Origin of the sequence: Rhizobium sp. P38BS-XIX (genome assembly GCF_012641435.1) — a bacterium.
In the GTDB taxonomy this organism is placed as follows: Bacteria; Pseudomonadota; Alphaproteobacteria; order Rhizobiales; family Rhizobiaceae; genus Rhizobium.
Genome location: NZ_JABAIJ010000009.1, coordinates 1 through 16,505, shown reverse-complemented (window position 1 = coordinate 16,505; position 16,505 = coordinate 1). Strand labels below are relative to the sequence as shown.

13 protein-coding genes and 1 pseudogene are annotated in these 16,505 nt (G+C 60.4%); 7 read left to right on the top strand and 7 right to left on the bottom strand.

The annotated features are described in order from the left end of the window. The first annotated feature begins 53 nt into the window (after positions 1 to 53). The 6 genes from HGP17_RS25250 (at position 54) to HGP17_RS25225 (ending at position 7,897) form a co-directional block, all read left to right on the top strand. Positions 54 to 1,490: a glutamine synthetase family protein gene (locus HGP17_RS25250; protein ID WP_168813227.1), complete on the top strand. Its 1,437-nt coding sequence runs from the start codon at positions 54 to 56 to the stop codon at positions 1,488 to 1,490. 13 nt (positions 1,491 to 1,503) lie between these two features. Further along, on the top strand, positions 1,504 to 2,802 hold the full coding sequence (locus tag HGP17_RS25245; protein WP_168813226.1) for an FAD-binding oxidoreductase: 1,299 nt from the start codon (positions 1,504 to 1,506) through the stop codon (positions 2,800 to 2,802). Positions 2,803 to 2,932: 130 nt separating this feature from the next. Next, a complete protein-coding gene (gene zwf / locus HGP17_RS25240; protein ID WP_168813225.1) occupies positions 2,933 to 4,408 on the top strand; it encodes a glucose-6-phosphate dehydrogenase in 1,476 nt (491 codons plus the stop codon). Positions 4,409 to 4,423: 15 nt separating this feature from the next. Continuing rightward, entirely contained in the window at positions 4,424 to 5,122 is a 699-nt protein-coding gene (pgl, locus tag HGP17_RS25235) for a 6-phosphogluconolactonase (protein ID WP_168813224.1), read from the top strand. 181 nt (positions 5,123 to 5,303) lie between these two features. Next, positions 5,304 to 7,127, top strand: a complete 1,824-nt coding sequence (gene edd, locus HGP17_RS25230; protein ID WP_168813223.1) for a phosphogluconate dehydratase — start codon at positions 5,304 to 5,306, stop codon at positions 7,125 to 7,127. Between the two features lie 140 nt (positions 7,128 to 7,267). Then, on the top strand, positions 7,268 to 7,897 hold the full coding sequence (locus tag HGP17_RS25225) for a hypothetical protein (RefSeq protein ID WP_246704212.1): 630 nt from the start codon (positions 7,268 to 7,270) through the stop codon (positions 7,895 to 7,897). Between the two features lie 64 nt (positions 7,898 to 7,961). Here the strand turns inward: HGP17_RS25225 and HGP17_RS25220 are convergent, their stop codons facing one another. From HGP17_RS25220 to HGP17_RS25195, 6 genes are all read right to left on the bottom strand, one after another. Next, entirely contained in the window at positions 7,962 to 8,315 is a 354-nt protein-coding gene (locus tag HGP17_RS25220) for a hypothetical protein (protein WP_168813222.1), read from the bottom strand. Positions 8,316 to 8,506: 191 nt separating this feature from the next. Beyond that, a complete protein-coding gene (ugpC, locus tag HGP17_RS25215) occupies positions 8,507 to 9,595 on the bottom strand; it encodes a sn-glycerol-3-phosphate ABC transporter ATP-binding protein UgpC (RefSeq protein ID WP_168813221.1) in 1,089 nt (362 codons plus the stop codon). Positions 9,596 to 9,617: 22 nt separating this feature from the next. Further along, complete coding sequence (locus HGP17_RS25210; RefSeq protein WP_168813220.1) at positions 9,618 to 11,270, bottom strand: alpha-glucosidase; 1,653 nt, start codon at positions 11,268 to 11,270, stop codon at positions 9,618 to 9,620. Positions 11,271 to 11,305: 35 nt separating this feature from the next. Next, a complete protein-coding gene (locus HGP17_RS25205; RefSeq protein ID WP_168813219.1) occupies positions 11,306 to 12,460 on the bottom strand; it encodes a carbohydrate ABC transporter permease in 1,155 nt (384 codons plus the stop codon). Between the two features lies 1 nt (position 12,461). Beyond that, positions 12,462 to 13,478: a sugar ABC transporter permease gene (locus HGP17_RS25200; protein ID WP_168813218.1), complete on the bottom strand. Its 1,017-nt coding sequence runs from the start codon at positions 13,476 to 13,478 to the stop codon at positions 12,462 to 12,464. Positions 13,479 to 13,600: 122 nt separating this feature from the next. After that, a complete protein-coding gene (locus HGP17_RS25195) occupies positions 13,601 to 14,962 on the bottom strand; it encodes an ABC transporter substrate-binding protein (protein WP_168813217.1) in 1,362 nt (453 codons plus the stop codon). A 307-nt stretch (positions 14,963 to 15,269) separates the two neighbouring features. Here HGP17_RS25195 and HGP17_RS25190 point away from each other — a divergent pair, with 307 nt between their 5' ends. Then, positions 15,270 to 16,295, top strand: coding sequence for a substrate-binding domain-containing protein (locus tag HGP17_RS25190; RefSeq protein ID WP_168813216.1), 1,026 nt, complete (start codon positions 15,270 to 15,272; stop codon positions 16,293 to 16,295). An 81-nt stretch (positions 16,296 to 16,376) separates the two neighbouring features. Here the strand turns inward: HGP17_RS25190 and HGP17_RS25185 are convergent. Then, positions 16,377 to 16,505, bottom strand: a pseudogene (locus HGP17_RS25185) (bifunctional methylenetetrahydrofolate dehydrogenase/methenyltetrahydrofolate cyclohydrolase); the annotation flags it as partial.

Genomic DNA, 16,505 nt, shown 5'->3' with positions numbered 1-16,505 from the left:
ATTGGCAAACTGCGGTTATGATGCAATCACCGATCAACCAAATACGGTGTTTTATGCCCGCGAGAAAGACCCCGCTGAAAGCTTCCGTGCCTGCCTCCAAAATCCCGACGGTGCCTCCCAGCCTGAGATCGGCACGCGGTGTGGCAAACTGGAAAGAAGCGGCTCAATGGCTCCGGGCACGCGGGATCGAGGACATAGAATGCATCACGCCGGACCTTGCCGGCGTTCCCCGCGGCAAGATGATGCCGACGTCGAAATTCACCTCCAACACGTCGCTGGCGCTGCCCTCGGCAATCTATCGCCATACGATCTCCGGCGAATATCCGGAGGAGACAGAGAGCTTCCGCTACGAGCCGCGCGACAGCGACCTCAAACTCGTGCCGGATCTTTCGACACTCTCGGTTGTACCCTGGGAGAGCGACCCGACTGCGCAGGTGATCTGCGATATCGTCAATTCCGAAGGCGAGGAAGTGTCTTATACGCCGCGCAACGTGCTGAAGCGCATCATGGGGCTTTATAGCGAGCGCGGCTGGAAGCCCGTCGTGGCACCGGAAATCGAATTCTATCTCGTCGCCAAGAACGACGACCCCGACTATCCGCTGCATCCGCCGAAAGGCCGCTCCGGCCGATCGATCCTTGGCGGACAAGGCTATTCGATCGCCGGCATCAACGAATTCGACGAACTGATCGACGATATCTACCACTTCTCGGAAAAGCAGGGTCTGGAGATCGACACGCTGATCCACGAGGAAGGTCCGGCACAGCTGGAAATCAACCTGCGCCATGGCGACCCGATCGAGCTTGCGGACCAGGTGTTCATGTTCAAGCGCACCATCCGCGAGGCAGCGCTGAAGCACGGCATCTACGCCACCTTCATGGCCAAGCCGATGCAGAGCCAGGCCGGATCGGCGATGCATATCCATCAGTCGGTCGTCCACATCGAGACCGGCAAGAACGTCTTCACAAACCCGGACGGCAGTCCGTCGCAGGAATTCTTCCACTTCATCGGCGGCATGCAGCGCTACGTGCCGAACGCACTCGCCATGATGGCGCCCTATGTGAATTCCTACCGTCGTCTGGCGCCGAACATGTCCTGCCCGGTCAACAATGCTTGGGGTTACGACAACCGCACAACGGCCTTCCGCGTTCCGGTCTCCGATCCGCAGGCGCGCCGTGTCGAAAACCGGCTGCCGAGCTCCGATGCCAACCCCTATCTGGCGCTTGCCGCTTCACTCGCCTCCGGCCTGCTCGGCATCATGAAGAAAGTCGAGCCGACGGCTCCGACCGAGGATTCGGCCAATGAAGGCTCGATCGACCTGCCGCGCGGCCTTCTCGAGGCTATCGCGCTGATGGAGGACGAGCCCGCTTTCGAAGAGGTGCTCGGCAAGGACTTCATCGACATCTATGCCGGCGTCAAGCGCGGCGAGTTCGAGACCTTCATGCAGGTGATCAGCCCGTGGGAGCGGGAATTCCTTCTGCTCAACGTGTGAAGGGAGACCGCTGATGACTTTGCAGGAAACATGGCAGAGCCCTATCGCGCCGGGCCTTTCCTTCTATCAAGCCACCGTCGGGCCGCGCGCGAGCTATCCAAAGCTCGACGGATCGCGCCGGGCCGACGTTGCGATCGTCGGCGGCGGCTATACCGGCCTCCAGGCGGCCTATAATCTGGCCAAGGGCGGCGTCGATGTCGTCCTGATCGACGCCAATCGCTTCGGCGACGGCGCATCGGGCCGCAATGGCGGCCAGCTCGGCACCGGGCAGCGCTGGTGGCCGGAGGAGATCGAAGAAAAGATCGGCTACGAGCGCTCGAAGGCGCTCTTCGATCTTGCCGAGGATGCCAAGCGGCATCTTCTGGATTTTGCCTCCGAGCACGGCATCGACATCGACTTCCTGCCCGGCCAGATGAATGTCACGCACAAGCGCAGCTACAAGCGTGACTATATGGATAGCGCGGAAATCGCAGCGACCCGCTATGGCTATCCGCATATGAAGTTCATGGAACAGGCCGAAACCCAGGAGCGGCTGGGCTCGAAATTCTATCTCTACGGCGTGCGGGACACGGGCACGGGCCATATCCATCCGCTGAAACTGCTGATCGGCCTTGCCCGTGTCGCGGCGGAGGCGGGCGCGTCGCTTTTCGAGATGACGAAGGCCAAGTCCTTCCGGCAATCGGGCGGAAAGACGACGATCATCACGGATGGCGGCGAGATCACCGCCGATCGGGTGCTGATTGCCTGCAACGGCTATATCGGCAATCTCGAGCCCGTCACGGCAAGCCATGTCATGCCGATCCGCTCCTTTATCGGCGCCACGCAGCCGCTCGATCGCTTTCCAGGTGTATTGCCCGGCAACGAGGCGGTGGCCGATTCGCGCTTTGTCGTGCGCTATTTCCGCAAATCGAAGGACGGACGGCTGCTGTTCGGCGGCCGCGAAGCCTACACGGCCGATAACCCGCGCGACATAACGCAGCACATCCGCCGGCAGATCGCGGAAATCTATCCAGATCTGAACGATATCAGGATCGACTATGCCTGGGGCGGCTCTGTCGGCATCACAATGCCGAGGCAGCCCTTCGTGCGCGAGGTCATGCCCGGCGTCACCTCGATAGGCGGCTATTCCGGCCATGGGGTGATGCTGTCAAATTATTGCGGTAAACTCTATGCGAAAACGGTTCTCGGGAATGCGGACGAACTTCATCTCTTCAAGGAGCTGAACGTTCCCCCCTTCCCCGGTGGTGCGCGCATGCGGGCGCCTCTGCTGTTCCTGGCGCTCTCGTGGTTTGCGTTGCGCGACAGGTTTTAAAAACCGGAAGATGATTTCTTTCATCGGCAACCCGCTCTAAAAGCCGAGTCTGAATTTTGCGATGCACACTGGCCTTTTTAAATCGATTAGATTAAAAGGGCCCCAACCAATACCGACTGAGAGATAGCTCATGAGCAGCCAAATCATTCCCGTTGAACCATTTGACTATGTCGTTTTCGGCGGCAGCGGCGACCTTGCAGAACGTAAGCTCCTGCCCGCACTTTATCATCGTCAGGTCGAAGGCCAGTTTTCCGAGCCGACTCGCGTTATCGGCGCTTCGCGCAGCGCGCTTTCCAACGAAGAATATCGCAAGTTCGCGGACGCAGCCCTCAAGGAACACCTGAAGAAGGGCGAGTACGACGAAGCGGAAGTCAAGAAGTTCCTCGCTCGCCTGTATTACGTGCCGGTGGATGCCCGCAGCGATGCCGGCTGGGACCAGCTCAAGAAGCTCCTCGACGAGGGCAAGGACCGCGTTCGCGCCTTCTACCTCGCAGTCGCTCCGGGCATCTTCGGCGACATCTCGCAGAAGATCCATGACCACAAGCTGATCACCAAGTCGACCCGCATCGTCGTCGAAAAGCCGATCGGCCGCGACCTCGCTTCCGCTCTGCAGCTGAACGACACGATCGGCAAGGTCTTCAAGGAAGAGCAGATCTTCCGTATCGACCACTATCTCGGCAAGGAAACCGTGCAGAACTTGATGGCTCTGCGCTTTGCCAACGCGCTTTATGAGCCGCTGTGGAACGCCAACCATATCGACCACGTCCAGATTACCGTGGCGGAATCGGTCGGCCTCGAAGGCCGTGCCGGCTACTACGACACCGCCGGCGCCCTGCGTGACATGGTGCAGAACCACATCCTGCAGCTGCTTTGCCTCACCGCGATGGAAATCCCCTCCTCCATGGATTCGGAAGCCGTTCGCGACGAGAAGCTCAAGGTTCTGCGCGCACTGAAGCCGATCGACGCATCCAACGTCGAGCAGGCAACCGTTCGCGGCCAGTACCGTGCAGGTGCTTCTGCCGGCGGCGCAGTCAAGGGCTACCTCGATGAACTCGAAGGCGGCGTGTCCAACACCGAAACCTTCGTCGCCATCAAGGCCGAGATCGGCAATTGGCGCTGGGCTGGTGTTCCCTTCTACATCCGCACCGGCAAGCGTCTGGCTGGCCGCGTGTCCGAGATCGTCATCACCTTTAAGCCGATCCCGCACAACATCTTCGATCAGGCTGCTGGCCGCATTGTCGCCAACCAGCTGATCATCCGCCTGCAGCCGGATGAAGGCGTCAAGCAGTCGCTGATGATCAAGGACCCGGGCCCGGGCGGCATGCGCCTGCGCAACGTCTCGCTCGACATGAGCTTCGCCTCGGCCTTCAACGTCCGCAATCCGGATGCTTACGAGCGCCTGCTGATGGACGTCATCCGCTCCAACCAGACCCTGTTCATGCGCCGCGACGAAGTGGAAGCGGCGTGGGAATGGGTCGACCCGATCCTCAAGGGTTGGGAAGCAACCGGCCAGCAGGTACAGGGCTATACGTCCGGCACCTGGGGTCCGAGCCAGGCTATCGCGCTCATCGAGCGTGACGGCCGCACCTGGCATGACGATCTCTAATCTGGGACGATGACGATGACAGCGAACATGCATGCATTTGCCAATGGTGCCGAACTCGCCGGCAAGCTCGCGGACAAGGTCGCCGAGACCCTCTCGGACGCCATTTCCGCACGCGGTTCCGCAAGCATTGCGGTCTCCGGCGGCTCGACGCCCAAGGCGTTCTTCCAGGCGCTGTCATCGCGCTCGATCGACTGGAGCAAGGTGACCATCACCCTGGTCGACGAACGCTTCGTGCCGGCGGACAATCCGCGCTCGAACCATCTGCTCGTCAAAGAAAACCTGCTGAAGGACAAGGCGGCGGCAGCCAACTTCCTTCCGCTCTATCAGGCTGCGGCTTCCGTTGAGGAAGCCGCCACCATCGCCACCGAAAAGACCAAGGCTCTCGGCCATCCCTTCGATGTCGCGATACTCGGCATGGGCAATGACGGACACACGGCCTCCTTTTTTCCGGGCGGCAGCAATCTCCAGACCGCAATCGATCCGAACACCCCGCGCGGCATCATCACGATGGACGCGGAAGGTGCCGGCGAACCGCGCCTGACATTCACCTTCTCCAGCCTTCAGGATGCTCGTTTGCTCGTGCTCCACATCGAGGGAGAAGGCAAGAAGGATGTCCTCGCCAAGGCCGAAGCGGCCGGTGAGGAAACCGAGATGCCGATCCGCGCCATACTGCGCCGGGCCGCGTCTCCGGTCGAGATTTATTGGGCTCCGTGACACGGCCGACCGGCCTCGTCATCGAACCCTGAAAGACACAGCAACATGTGCTGCGAAATGCGCCCTTACGGGCGCAACGGCATCGCATTGACATTTTTGACCCCGCGCCAGGTCCTTGACCAAGGCAGATCTAAGCCGATCTGCCGGGACATCGCGCAGAACAGACGGAGGCAGATCGACCATGGCCGCTGACGCCCGCATTTCCGCGATTACCGCACGTATCGTCGAGCGCTCGAAGCCGACGCGCGAGCGCTATCTGGACCGCCTGCGCAACGCCGCAACGAAAGGCGCGCAACGCTCGGTGCTTGGCTGCGCCAATCTTGCGCATGGCTTCGCCATCTGTTCCCCCTCCGAGAAAGACGCACTGGCGGGAGACCAGGTGCCGAATCTCGGGATCATCACGTCTTACAACGACATGCTGTCGGCGCATCAGCCGTTCGAGACCTATCCGGCCATCATCCGCGAGGCCGCAGCCGAAGCAGGCGGGATCGCACAGGTTGCCGGCGGCGTCCCCGCCATGTGCGACGGCGTCACGCAGGGCCAGCCGGGGATGGAACTCTCGCTCTTCTCCCGCGATCTGATCGCCATGTCGGCGGCTGTCGGCCTGTCGCACAACATGTTCGACGCGGCCGTCTTCCTCGGCGTTTGCGACAAGATCGTTCCCGGTCTGGTTATCGCCGCCCTTTCCTTCGGCCATCTGCCTGCGGTCTTCATTCCCGCGGGACCCATGACCTCGGGCCTGCCGAACGACGAAAAGTCGCGCGTGCGCCAGCTCTATGCCGAAGGCAAGGTTGGCCGCCCCGAGCTGCTCGAGGCGGAATCGAAGTCCTATCATGGCCCCGGCACCTGCACATTCTACGGCACGGCGAACTCGAACCAGATGCTGATGGAAATCATGGGCTTCCACATGCCGGGCGCCTCCTTCGTCAATCCCGGCACGCCGTTGCGCGAAGCCCTCACGCGCGAAGCGACCAAGCGCGCACTCGCCATTACCGCCATGGGCAATGAGTTCACGCCCGCCGGCGAAATGATCGACGAGCGCTCGATCGTCAACGGCGTCGTCGGCCTGCATGCCACCGGCGGCTCGACAAACCATACGATGCACATCGTCGCGATGGCGCGTGCGGCGGGCATCGTGCTCACCTGGCAGGATATTTCCGAGCTTTCCGACGTCGTGCCCCTGCTTGCACGCGTCTATCCGAACGGGCTTGCTGACGTGAACCATTTCCACGCCGCCGGCGGCATGGGCTTCCTTATCAAGGAGCTCCTGAAAAAGGGGCTGCTGCACGACGATGTCCGCACCGTCTACGGTCAGGGCCTTGGCAATTACTCGATCGACGTCAAGCTTGGCGCCGATGGCAATGTTCTGCGCGAGCCGGCGCCGGAAAAGAGCCACGACCCGAAGGTGCTGGCAAGCATCGAGACGCCCTTTCAGAACAGCGGCGGCCTGAAGATGCTGCGCGGCAACATCGGCAAGGCGGTCATCAAGATCTCTGCCGTCAAGCCGGAGCGCCACATCGTCGAAGCGCCGGCGGTCATCTTCCATGACCAGCTGGAAATGCAGCAGGCCTTCAAGGACGGCAAGCTCAACCGCGATTTCGTCGCCGTCGTGCGCTTCCAGGGGCCGAAGGCCAACGGCATGCCGGAGCTGCACAAGCTGACGCCGGCACTCGGTGTGCTGCAGGATCGCGGCTTCCGTGTGGCGCTTCTAACCGACGGCCGCATGTCTGGCGCGTCGGGCAAAGTTCCGGCTGCGATCCATGTGACCCCGGAAGCCGTCGACGGCGGTCCGATCGCCCGTATCAAGGAAGGCGACATGATCCGCATCGACGCCATCGCCGGCACGCTGGAGGTGCTTGTCGATGCCGCAGACATGGCCGAGCGCGAGCCTGTCGTCGTCGATCTCTCGGAAAACGAGTTCGGCATGGGCCGCGAACTCTTCGCCCCCTTCCGTCACGCCGCAGGGCCTGCGGACCACGGCGCAAGCGTGCTGTTCCGTCACTGAAGTGCGTCCACTCTGAATGGCGTTTTACCTCCGTTCAGAGTGGTCACTTTCAAACCTGTGTATAATTGAAAAAGCTCCGAGCAAACCTCGACTTTTAGTTGAGATTCTGTTTCATTTTGAACGGAAATCGGGGGACTATCATGAAATTTAAGATCGCAGTTGCGCTCGCTATGAGCGCACTACTTTCCGCATGCCAATACAAAGCAGAGCCGCTTCCTGTAGCAACATATAATGTCTATTCGTCGTACGACGGAAAGCTTCCAGGCAAGTACCTACTCTATGTCGACGCGACGAAGCTCGACAGGCCAATTAAGCCATCAGACTTCAATTGTGCCGCCCATACATTCCCTCTTAATCTATCGACGAGCTTTGCGAGTTCGGTTCGACAGACATTCACAAACCTCGTGACCGAGTTGGAAGTCGTCCAACAACCGGTCGATCGCGGCCAGCTTAAAGCTCGAGGCGCGCGCGGGATGATCATTGTGCGCGGCGAAGAATTAAACGGCCGTCTTCGTGTCGTGCCGGGCTTCTGGTCCGCTGGAATGGAAACGGAAGTTGAGCTCGCGGCTTCCATCACAGTTGACGGGATTAACGGGCGCCTTCTTGGCGCGACGGTATCGGGAACGGGCAATGGCCAAACCGATGCAGGTTTCGCATGCGAGGGTGGCGCCAAGTCTCTTGTGGAATCCGCAGAGCATGCGCTCAAGGAAACGCTTGGCAGGCTCGGCGAAGCTCTGACCAATTCCGAGCGCGTACGCAAGGGCATTTGAGTCACGCTTACAAAGCCGAAAAGCCCGCGCGGTTTCGATCGCGCGGGCTTTGTCTTTTCGGCAATCAGCCGCGGATATCGAGCACGCGGTTCTTGTGAGCCGGATGCGTGCTGTAGACGAAGATCTTGTTCATTTCCTTCTCCGTCAGGAGGCGCAGGAAGCGAACTTCGACCGTGTTGTTCGGGAACACCTTCATGAGCACGCAGCCGATCTTGGAGAGGCGCGCATCCGGGATATCCAGATAGAATTGCTTGGGCAGATTATACTGGGTGAGAATTGCCAGAACGGCGCTGCTCTGTGAAATGCGGATAATATCGCAACGACGGGACGCAAGGTTCATCACGCCCTTTTCGGTGTATTCGAGGCGCGCTGCGTTCATCGTGTCCTCCATACGGAACCGCACTTCGCGGTCATACATGAAGGATTCTTCCTTATTAAGAAAATGTTGTCCTGAATTAGCTCTGCCGAAAGCAGCCATCTTAGTAAATCCCTGGGGTATATTACGAAGACAAGACTATCAGCGGGTCTTTAACAGAAGGTTTGAGCGCGCCGGCCCAAGATGAATTTTATTGTTCACCTTTGCTTGAACCGGCGCAGTTTCGTAAGCGGCTACCTGCGATAGGAATGGCCGTCTGAATCGAAGAGATGCAGCTTCTGTCGATCGGCCGCGAAGCGCATCTTGTGACCACGCTGAATATCGGCAATGCCGGGGATCTTGACGATGATCGGCTCACCATCGACCAGGCCTTCGATATAGAGCTGGGTCACTTCGCCGAGGGCCTCAACGATCGAGACCTCGCCTTCGAACAGATAATCGTCGTCGGTCGCGATGCGCAGATCTTCCGGACGAACGCCGAAGCTCGCCGGCTTGCCCTTCTGCGAGGGATCGGTGGGCATATCGAGCGTCACCGACTTGCCGCCGGTCAGCGTCACCGTGGTTGTCGCACCGGCCTCGGTTACGGTCGCCGGGATAATGTTCATGGCCGGCGAGCCGATGAACTTGGCGACGAAGAGGTTGGCGGGGCGCTCGTAAAGCTCGAGCGGAGCACCCACCTGCTCGACGCGGCCGGCCGAGAGCACGACGATGCGGTCGGCAAGCGTCATTGCCTCGACCTGATCGTGGGTGACGTAGATCATCGTCGTCTCGGGCATGGAGTCGCTGAGCTTGGCGATTTCGATGCGGGTCGCGACGCGAAGGGCGGCATCGAGGTTCGACAGCGGCTCGTCGAAAAGGAAGACCTTCGGGTTGCGGCAGATGGCGCGGCCGATGGCGACGCGCTGGCGCTGGCCACCCGACAGCGCCTTCGGCAGACGCTCCAGATATTGGGTCAGCTGCAGGCTGGCCGCCGCCGCGCGCACACGGCGATCGATCTCCTGCTTGCTTTCGCCGGCGATGCGCATGCCGAAAGCCATGTTGTCATAGACGGTCATATGCGGATAAAGCGCGTAGGACTGGAAGACCATGGCAATGCCGCGCCGCGACGGCGGCACTTCATTCACCTTCTGCCCGGCGATCATCATGTCGCCGGAAGTGATGCTCTCCAGCCCGGCGATCATCCGCAGCAAGGTGGACTTGCCGCAGCCAGAGGGGCCGACGAAGACGATGAACTCGCCCTCGTTGATCTCCAGATCGATGCCGTGCAGCACATGCACGCTGCCGTAGGATTTCTTGATATCCTTCAGAACAAGTCCCGTCATTATGCTCCCTCCTCCCAAAGGTTCAGGCAAGACGCGCGAAATAGGCGCCCCAGGCCGGAATATCGATCTTGTTGCCATAATTGTTGCTGATGAAGCCGTGTCCTGCCAAGGCCTGCCACTGCCCTTCCGGCAAGGTCACCATTGCCTCGACGGCACTCATGTTGAAGACGCAGAGAACGGTTTCGTTGCCGTAAGTGCGGGTGAAGATCAGGCTATCACCCTGCGGCTCCGCAAAGGCAATCTCGCCCTTGGCGAAGGCTGGATACTGCCTGCGGAAAGCAAGAAAGCGCCGGTAGTGCTCAAGCACCGAATTCTCATCGCCCTGCTGGACGCTGACGGCGCGCAGGATGTGTTCGACCGGCACCGGCAGCCAGGGCTTCACGGTGGAGAAGCCGCCTTGCGCCACCTGGCTATCCCAGACCATCGGCGTGCGGCAGCCATCCCGCCCCTTGAATTCCGGCCAGAACTGAATGCCGTAGGGGTCCTGCAGGTCCTGATAGGCAAGGTCGGCTTCCGTCAGCGCCAGTTCCTCGCCCTGATAGAGGCAGACGGAACCGCGCAGGGTCAAAAGCAAGGTAGCGTAGAGCTTGGCGAAGGCATCGCGGTCGGCGACCAGATTGCCCCATCGGGTGACGTGCCGCACAACGTCGTGGTTCGAGAAAGCCCAGCAGGCCCAGCCTTCGGGGGCCGCTGCCTCGAAATCCTTCATCACTTCTTCGACACGCTCCGGCGACAGCGCATCCGGCGCCAGGAATTCGAAGGCGTAGCACATGTGCATCTTGTCGCCGCCGGAGGTGTATTCCCCGACGATTTCAAGGCCACGCTGGCTGTCGCCGACTTCGCCGACGGCGGCAATGGCCGGGTACTCGTCGAGTACGGCGCGGAAACGCTTCAGGAATGCCAGGTTCTCCGGACGGTTCTTGTCGTAGAGATGCTCCTGGAAGTTATAGGGATTGACGGCCGGTGCCGTCGAGGCGTTGCGGCGCGACGGATCCAGCGCCGGATTGTCGCGCAGTTCCTTGTCATGGAAATAGAAGTTGATGGTGTCGAGGCGGAAGCCATCGACGCCACGGTCGAGCCAGAAACGGACGACATCCAGCAACCGATCCTGCACCTCCGGATTATGAAGGTTCATATCCGGCTGCGAGGTCAGGAAGTTGTGCATGTAATATTGCATGCGGGTCGGATCCCACGCCCAGGCGGAACCGCCGAAGATCGACAACCAGTTGTTGGGCGGCGTGCCATCCGGCTTGGCATCGGCCCAGACATACCAGTCAGCCTTGGGGTTGCTCTTGCTCGAGCGGCTTTCGACGAACCAGGGATGACGATCCGAGCTATGCGACAGCACGAGGTCGATCATCACCTTGATGCCGAGGCGGTGGGCTTCCTGCACCATCGCATCGAAATCGGCGAGCGAGCCGAAGATCGGATCGATGTCTTCGTAATTCGAGACGTCGTAGCCGAAATCGCGCATCGGCGAGGTGAAGAAGGGCGAGACCCAGATCGCATCGACGCCAAGGGCCGCGATATGCGGCAGACGGATGGCGATGCCCTTGAGATCGCCGATGCCGTCACCGTTGGAATCCTGATAGGAGCGCGGATAGATCTGATAGATCACGGCGCCGCGCCACCAGTCCTTGTCAACGTCCGAAGTCGATTGAGGGGCAATGCTCATGCTGAGTAGGTCCTGTTGGGATGAAAATGTTTCGGTCAGCCCCCCTTCACCGACCCGGCGAGCAGACCACGTACGAGATAGCGCTGCAGACCGAAGAAGACGAGGAGCGGAATAATAATAGTCACGAAGGCCGATGCCGTCAGGATCTCCCAATTGCCGCCGCGCGAGCCGAGCAGCGCGTTCAGGGCCGCCGTCAGGACCAGATGATCCTTGTCCGTTCCGAGGAACACCATGGCGATCAACAGGTCGTTCCAGACCCACAGGAACTGGAAGATCGCGAAGGAGGCCAACGCCGGAAACGACAACGGCAGGATGATCTTGACGAAGATATCGAAGTCGCTGGCGCCATCGACACGAGCGGATTCGATGATCTCCTTGGGCAGGCCGGCAATGTAGTTGCGCAGGAGATAGATGGCGAGCGGCAGGCCGAAGGCCGTGTGCGCCAGCCAGATGCCGGGATAGGTTTTGGACGGCACGCCGAAGATCTGGCCGATCTCGTTGTAAATGCGCAGGAGCGGGATCAGCGACATCTGCAGCGGCACCACGATGAGGCCGACGACCAGCGCTATCAGCAGCGCGCGGCCGGGAAACTCCATCCAGGCCAATGCATAGGCGGCAAAGGCCGCAATCAGGATCGGGATGACCGTCGCCGGGATGGTCACCGTCAGCGAGTTGATGAAGGATTGACCGATACCCTCGCCGCCGAGCACGCTGCGATAATTGTCGAGCGTGAATTGCGGGGGTGTGGCGACGGTCAGATAGACACGCTTGGCACGGGCATCAGCTTCAAAAGCGCCGTTCTTCTGGTAGCGGTAGCTGCCGTCGGCGTTGATCGTCAGCGCTTCGCCATTGTCCAGTTCGGCGGCGGTGCCTGCCTTGTAGGCGGCAGGTTCCTGCACGCGCAGACCATAAGACTGGATCTTGCCGCCGCCTTCGACGTCAAGCTTACCCGAGATCACGAAGTTCGCGCCATCGGGCTTGGCCTTGTCCGGCCCGTCGAGACGGGCAGCGGTCGTGCGCGAGGAGCCGGCAAATGCCGTCCACCAGCCGGAAACGACGATCTGGTCCTTGTCGCGCAGTGCGGTAACGAAGATGCCGAGCGTCGGCAATAGCCAGAGAAGGACGATGAGCAGCACCGCGGCATGAACGAAGATGCGGGCGGGGCCGATGCGACCGAGAGTTCCAATCATATCAGCGCTCCTTCGTTTCTGCGTTTGCACGGCGGATGTTCCAGATCATGATCGGCGTCACCGCCGCCATGATGACGAGAGCGATGACGGCGCTTCGGCCGCTATCGCCGCCGCCGCGGAACATCCAGTTGAACATCAGGTTGGCGAGCACCATCGTATTCCATTGACCGTTGGTCATGGTGAGCACGATGTCGAAGACCTTGAGGACGAGAATGGTGATGGTGGTCCAGACCGTGGCGATCGTGCCCCAGACCTGCGGGACCATGATCTTCCAGAAGATCTGCCAGCCGTTGGCGCCGTCGATGACGGCCGCTTCGATGGTTTCCTCGGGAATACCGCGCAGCGCCGCCGACAGGATGACCATGGCAAAGCCGGTCTGGATCCAGATGAGCATGACCATCAGGAAGAAGTTGTTCCAGAAGGGAATGGTGATCCAGACTTCCGGCGTGCCGCCGAAGAGCTGGACGACAGCGTTCAGAAGGCCGATCTGCGCATCCGTGCCGCCGCGATACTCATAAATGAATTTCCAGATGACCGAGGCGCCGACAAAGGAGATCGCCATCGGCATGAAGATGACGGCCTTGGCGATATTGCCCCACCAGATGCGGTCGGTCATGACGGCAATCACGAGGCCAAAGAAGGTGCACGCTGCCGGTACGACGGCGAGCCAGAGGATGTTGTTGAAGATCGACTGGCGGAATTCGGTGTCGTTGAAGGCCCAAACATAATTGGCGCCGCCGACGAACTGGCTGCCATCCGGTCCGTAGAAAGACAGGATGAGCGTCGCGATCACGGGATAGACGAGGTAGACCACGAGCAGGAAGAGCGCCGGTCCCAGGAAGAGCCAGGGGCGAATGAGACCACGCCGGCGAAGGTTGACGGCGGCCTGATGAACGTCAGACCCTTCCCTTGCCGGGAAAATTGCGTCCAGAAGCTTGTTGGAACACCAGAAATATGCGGCGCAAAAGGCAACGCCAAATATCATGGCGCCAATCGCTGACACTATCTGCGAAAACATCCTTCCCTCCCCGAATCTACCTGCTTGAGATCACCCGCCAGACATCGGCAACGCGCCGAGGCACATCGCAATAGGATGCAGCGCGCCGCCGGCTTCTGCCGACGGCGCCTCATTGCTATGTCTTACTTGATGGCGTCCCAGGACTTCTGGATTCCGTCGGCAACATCCTGTGCGGACTTGCCGCCAACGAAGTCCACCATGCCGGTCCAGAAGGAGCCTGCGCCGATCTTGCCCGGCATCAGATCCGATCCGTCGAAGCGGAAGGTGGTGGCCGTCGTCAGGATCTCGCCTTCCTTGCGCAGCGTGTCATTGGCGTAGGCTGCAGTGTTGACACCCTTGTACGGGGTCAGGAAGCCGGACTGTGCCATCCAGATTTCCTGGGCGATCGGGGTCTGCAGGAACTGGACAAAGGCGCGAGCGGCCTTGGAGTCCTTGGTGATGGCGGCGAGCGTGCCGGCGCCTTCGACAGGCTTGCCAAGCTCAGGATGAGCGGCATAGGGCGGGAAGTAGAAGAAGTCCGCGTCCTGGCCGAGCTTCGTGCCCTCCGGGAAGAAGGACGGAATGAACGACGCCTGCTTGTGCATGTAGCACTTCGGCGGAACGGTGAAGAGGCCCTTCGGGCTATCACGGAAGTCCGTCGAGGCAACCGCTGCAACACCGCCGGCGACGTATTTCGGATTCTTCGCGAACTTGCCGAATTCCTCGATGGCGGCAACGACCTTCGGATCGTTGAACTTCAGCGTATTGTCGACCCAGTGATCATAATCCTGCGGCGTGTTCAGGCGCAGCATCAGGTCTTCGACCCAGTCGGTCGCAGGCCAGCCCGTTGCGCCGCCTGAACCGAGACCGATGCACCAGGGCGTGCCGCCGTCCTTGACGATCTGGTCGGACAGCTTGAGCAGGTCCTCCATCGTGGTCGGGACCTTGTAGCCGGCTTCCTCGAAATTCTCAGGCACATACCAGACCAGCGACTTCAGGTCGGCCTTGTAGGGGAAGGCGTAGAAGGCATCCTTGCCGTCCTTGCCCTTGTAGGTGCCATAACCGACCCAGCTGTCGCCGGCGCCGTAGTTGGTCTTGACCCAGCTTGCCAGATCATCGCCGAGCGGCGTCAGATAGCCCTTGCTGGCGAGGTTGGCGAAAAGGCCCGGCTGCGGGAGGATGGCAACGTTCGGCGGCGAACCGGCCTGCGTGTCGATGACGATCTGCTGCTCATAGTTCTCAGAAGACGAATATTTGGCGTTCACGCCCGTCGCTTCAGTGAAGTAGTTGAGGACACTGGTAAAGAGCGCCTCATCCTCGCCGCGCCAGGGTCCGAAGATGGTCAGCGTCTCGCCCTTCAGATCGGCGTGCGCAGCCTTGAAATCGTCGTAGCTCTTCCAATTGAACTTGGAGTCCTGGCCGGGCTGGAACTTCAGATCCGCGGCCATCGCCGTACCGGCCGCCAAGGCAGCAACAGCAACGGTCATCAAAAGCAGTTTCTTCATGCGATTGTCCTCCCAAATAACGAAACACATGAGCCCAAACACTGTTTTGTGCTGTGCGCCCCATTCCTCAAAGCGCTTTGGCTGCTTCTGTCATCCATTGAGCGCGTGCTAAAGTCAAGCGATTTTCAGATTCCGGCCGATAGCGGCTTAATTTCTCGCATTGCAGCATAGTTTGGCACTGATATTTACGCCAATCGCCTTGTTTGCCGCGCATCAGATGCTACATAATTGAAAGCGCTTTGAACGCTGTGGGCTTTCGGGAGGTGCCCCGGCATTTGGCGGCGGGGAATTGGAGGAGCCGAAATTCGTGAATCTGAAACAGCTATCGGAATTGCTCGGGCTGTCGCAGACGACAGTCAGCCGAGCATTGAACGGGTATCCCGAGGTTAACCGCGAGACGCGCGAACGCGTCCTCAAAGCGGTTCGGGAAACCGGCTATCGTCCCAACAAAGCGGCGCAGAGACTGGCAACCGGCAAAGCCGGGTCGATCGGGCTGGTGATGCCCACCTCGCCCGGCAATTCCTCGGACGTTCATTTCAGCGAGTTCCTGACCGGCCTTGGCGAGGAAGCCCTGCGGCATGACTTTCATTTCGTATTGACGCCCGCCGATCCGAACGACGAGGTGGGCGCGCTCAGACGACTGGCTGCCAGCGGGAATGTCGATGCGCTCTTCGTCAATTACATGCGCGGCCACGATCCGCGCCTGGAGATGCTGAAATCGCTATCCATGCCATTTCTCGTGCATGGACGATCGATCGGCTCCGAGCCGGATTATCCCTTCCTCGATCTCGACAACGAAGCGGCGTTCTATGATGCCACGAAGCTGCTGCTGCAACTCGGACATCGGCACTTCGCCCTGCTGAACGGGCCAATCTATCTCGATTTCGCCATTCGCCGAAGGAACGGCATGGAAGCGGCCCTCGCCGAACGCGGCCTTGCGCTGGACGAGACCTGCACCAGTCACACGCCGATGACCGACGAACAGGGCCTGTTCGCCATGGAGCGCATTCTGCAACTGGAGAAGCGCCCAACCGCCGTGCTCTGTTCCAGTACGGTGCTGGCGCTTGGCGCCGTACGCGCCATCAATCAGGCCGGGCTCAAGCTTGGCGAGGATATCTCGCTGATTGCCCATGACGACGTGCTGACACTTTTGAAGCCGGAAAGCTTCACCGTGCCACTGACGACGACGCGCTCGTCGCTTCGAGCCGCAGGCGTGCGCATCGCCGAGCGGCTGATCGGCGAAATCAAGCACACGGAGACGTTTCCGGCACAGGAATTATGGAAGGCCGAGCTGATCGTGCGCGCCTCGACCGGCGTTGCGCCTGCCGAGTGAGGCTTTCGCTTTACCGCGAAAACACTGCATCCGTTCAAGTCTTTCGCATGGGGAAATCGCTGCGCGCTTTCCTGTAATGCTTTAAAACTTCGGCGGCTTTCTGCCGGCGGTGCGGTGGGCTGCGATGACGGTGTTGGCCATCAGCATGGCAATCGTCATCGGTCCGACACCGCCCGGAACCGGCGTGATCGCAGCCGCAACATCGGCGGC

Excerpts from the sequence above, each read along its gene's own strand:
- HGP17_RS25250 (WP_168813227.1), top strand. The coding sequence starts at position 54 with ATGCCCGCGAGAAAGACCCCGCTGAAAGCTTCCGTGCCTGCCTCCAAA.
- HGP17_RS25245 (WP_168813226.1), top strand. The coding sequence starts at position 1,504 with ATGACTTTGCAGGAAACATGGCAGAGCCCTATCGCGCCGGGCCTTTCC.
- zwf (WP_168813225.1), top strand. The coding sequence starts at position 2,933 with ATGAGCAGCCAAATCATTCCCGTTGAACCATTTGACTATGTCGTTTTC.
- pgl (WP_168813224.1), top strand. The coding sequence starts at position 4,424 with ATGACAGCGAACATGCATGCATTTGCCAATGGTGCCGAACTCGCCGGC.
- edd (WP_168813223.1), top strand. The coding sequence starts at position 5,304 with ATGGCCGCTGACGCCCGCATTTCCGCGATTACCGCACGTATCGTCGAG.
- HGP17_RS25225 (WP_246704212.1), top strand. The coding sequence starts at position 7,268 with ATGAAATTTAAGATCGCAGTTGCGCTCGCTATGAGCGCACTACTTTCC.
- HGP17_RS25220 (WP_168813222.1), bottom strand. The coding sequence starts at position 8,315 with ATGTATGACCGCGAAGTGCGGTTCCGTATGGAGGACACGATGAACGCA.
- ugpC (WP_168813221.1), bottom strand. The coding sequence starts at position 9,595 with ATGACGGGACTTGTTCTGAAGGATATCAAGAAATCCTACGGCAGCGTG.
- HGP17_RS25210 (WP_168813220.1), bottom strand. The coding sequence starts at position 11,270 with ATGAGCATTGCCCCTCAATCGACTTCGGACGTTGACAAGGACTGGTGG.
- HGP17_RS25205 (WP_168813219.1), bottom strand. The coding sequence starts at position 12,460 with ATGATTGGAACTCTCGGTCGCATCGGCCCCGCCCGCATCTTCGTTCAT.
- HGP17_RS25200 (WP_168813218.1), bottom strand. The coding sequence starts at position 13,478 with ATGTTTTCGCAGATAGTGTCAGCGATTGGCGCCATGATATTTGGCGTT.
- HGP17_RS25195 (WP_168813217.1), bottom strand. The coding sequence starts at position 14,962 with ATGAAGAAACTGCTTTTGATGACCGTTGCTGTTGCTGCCTTGGCGGCC.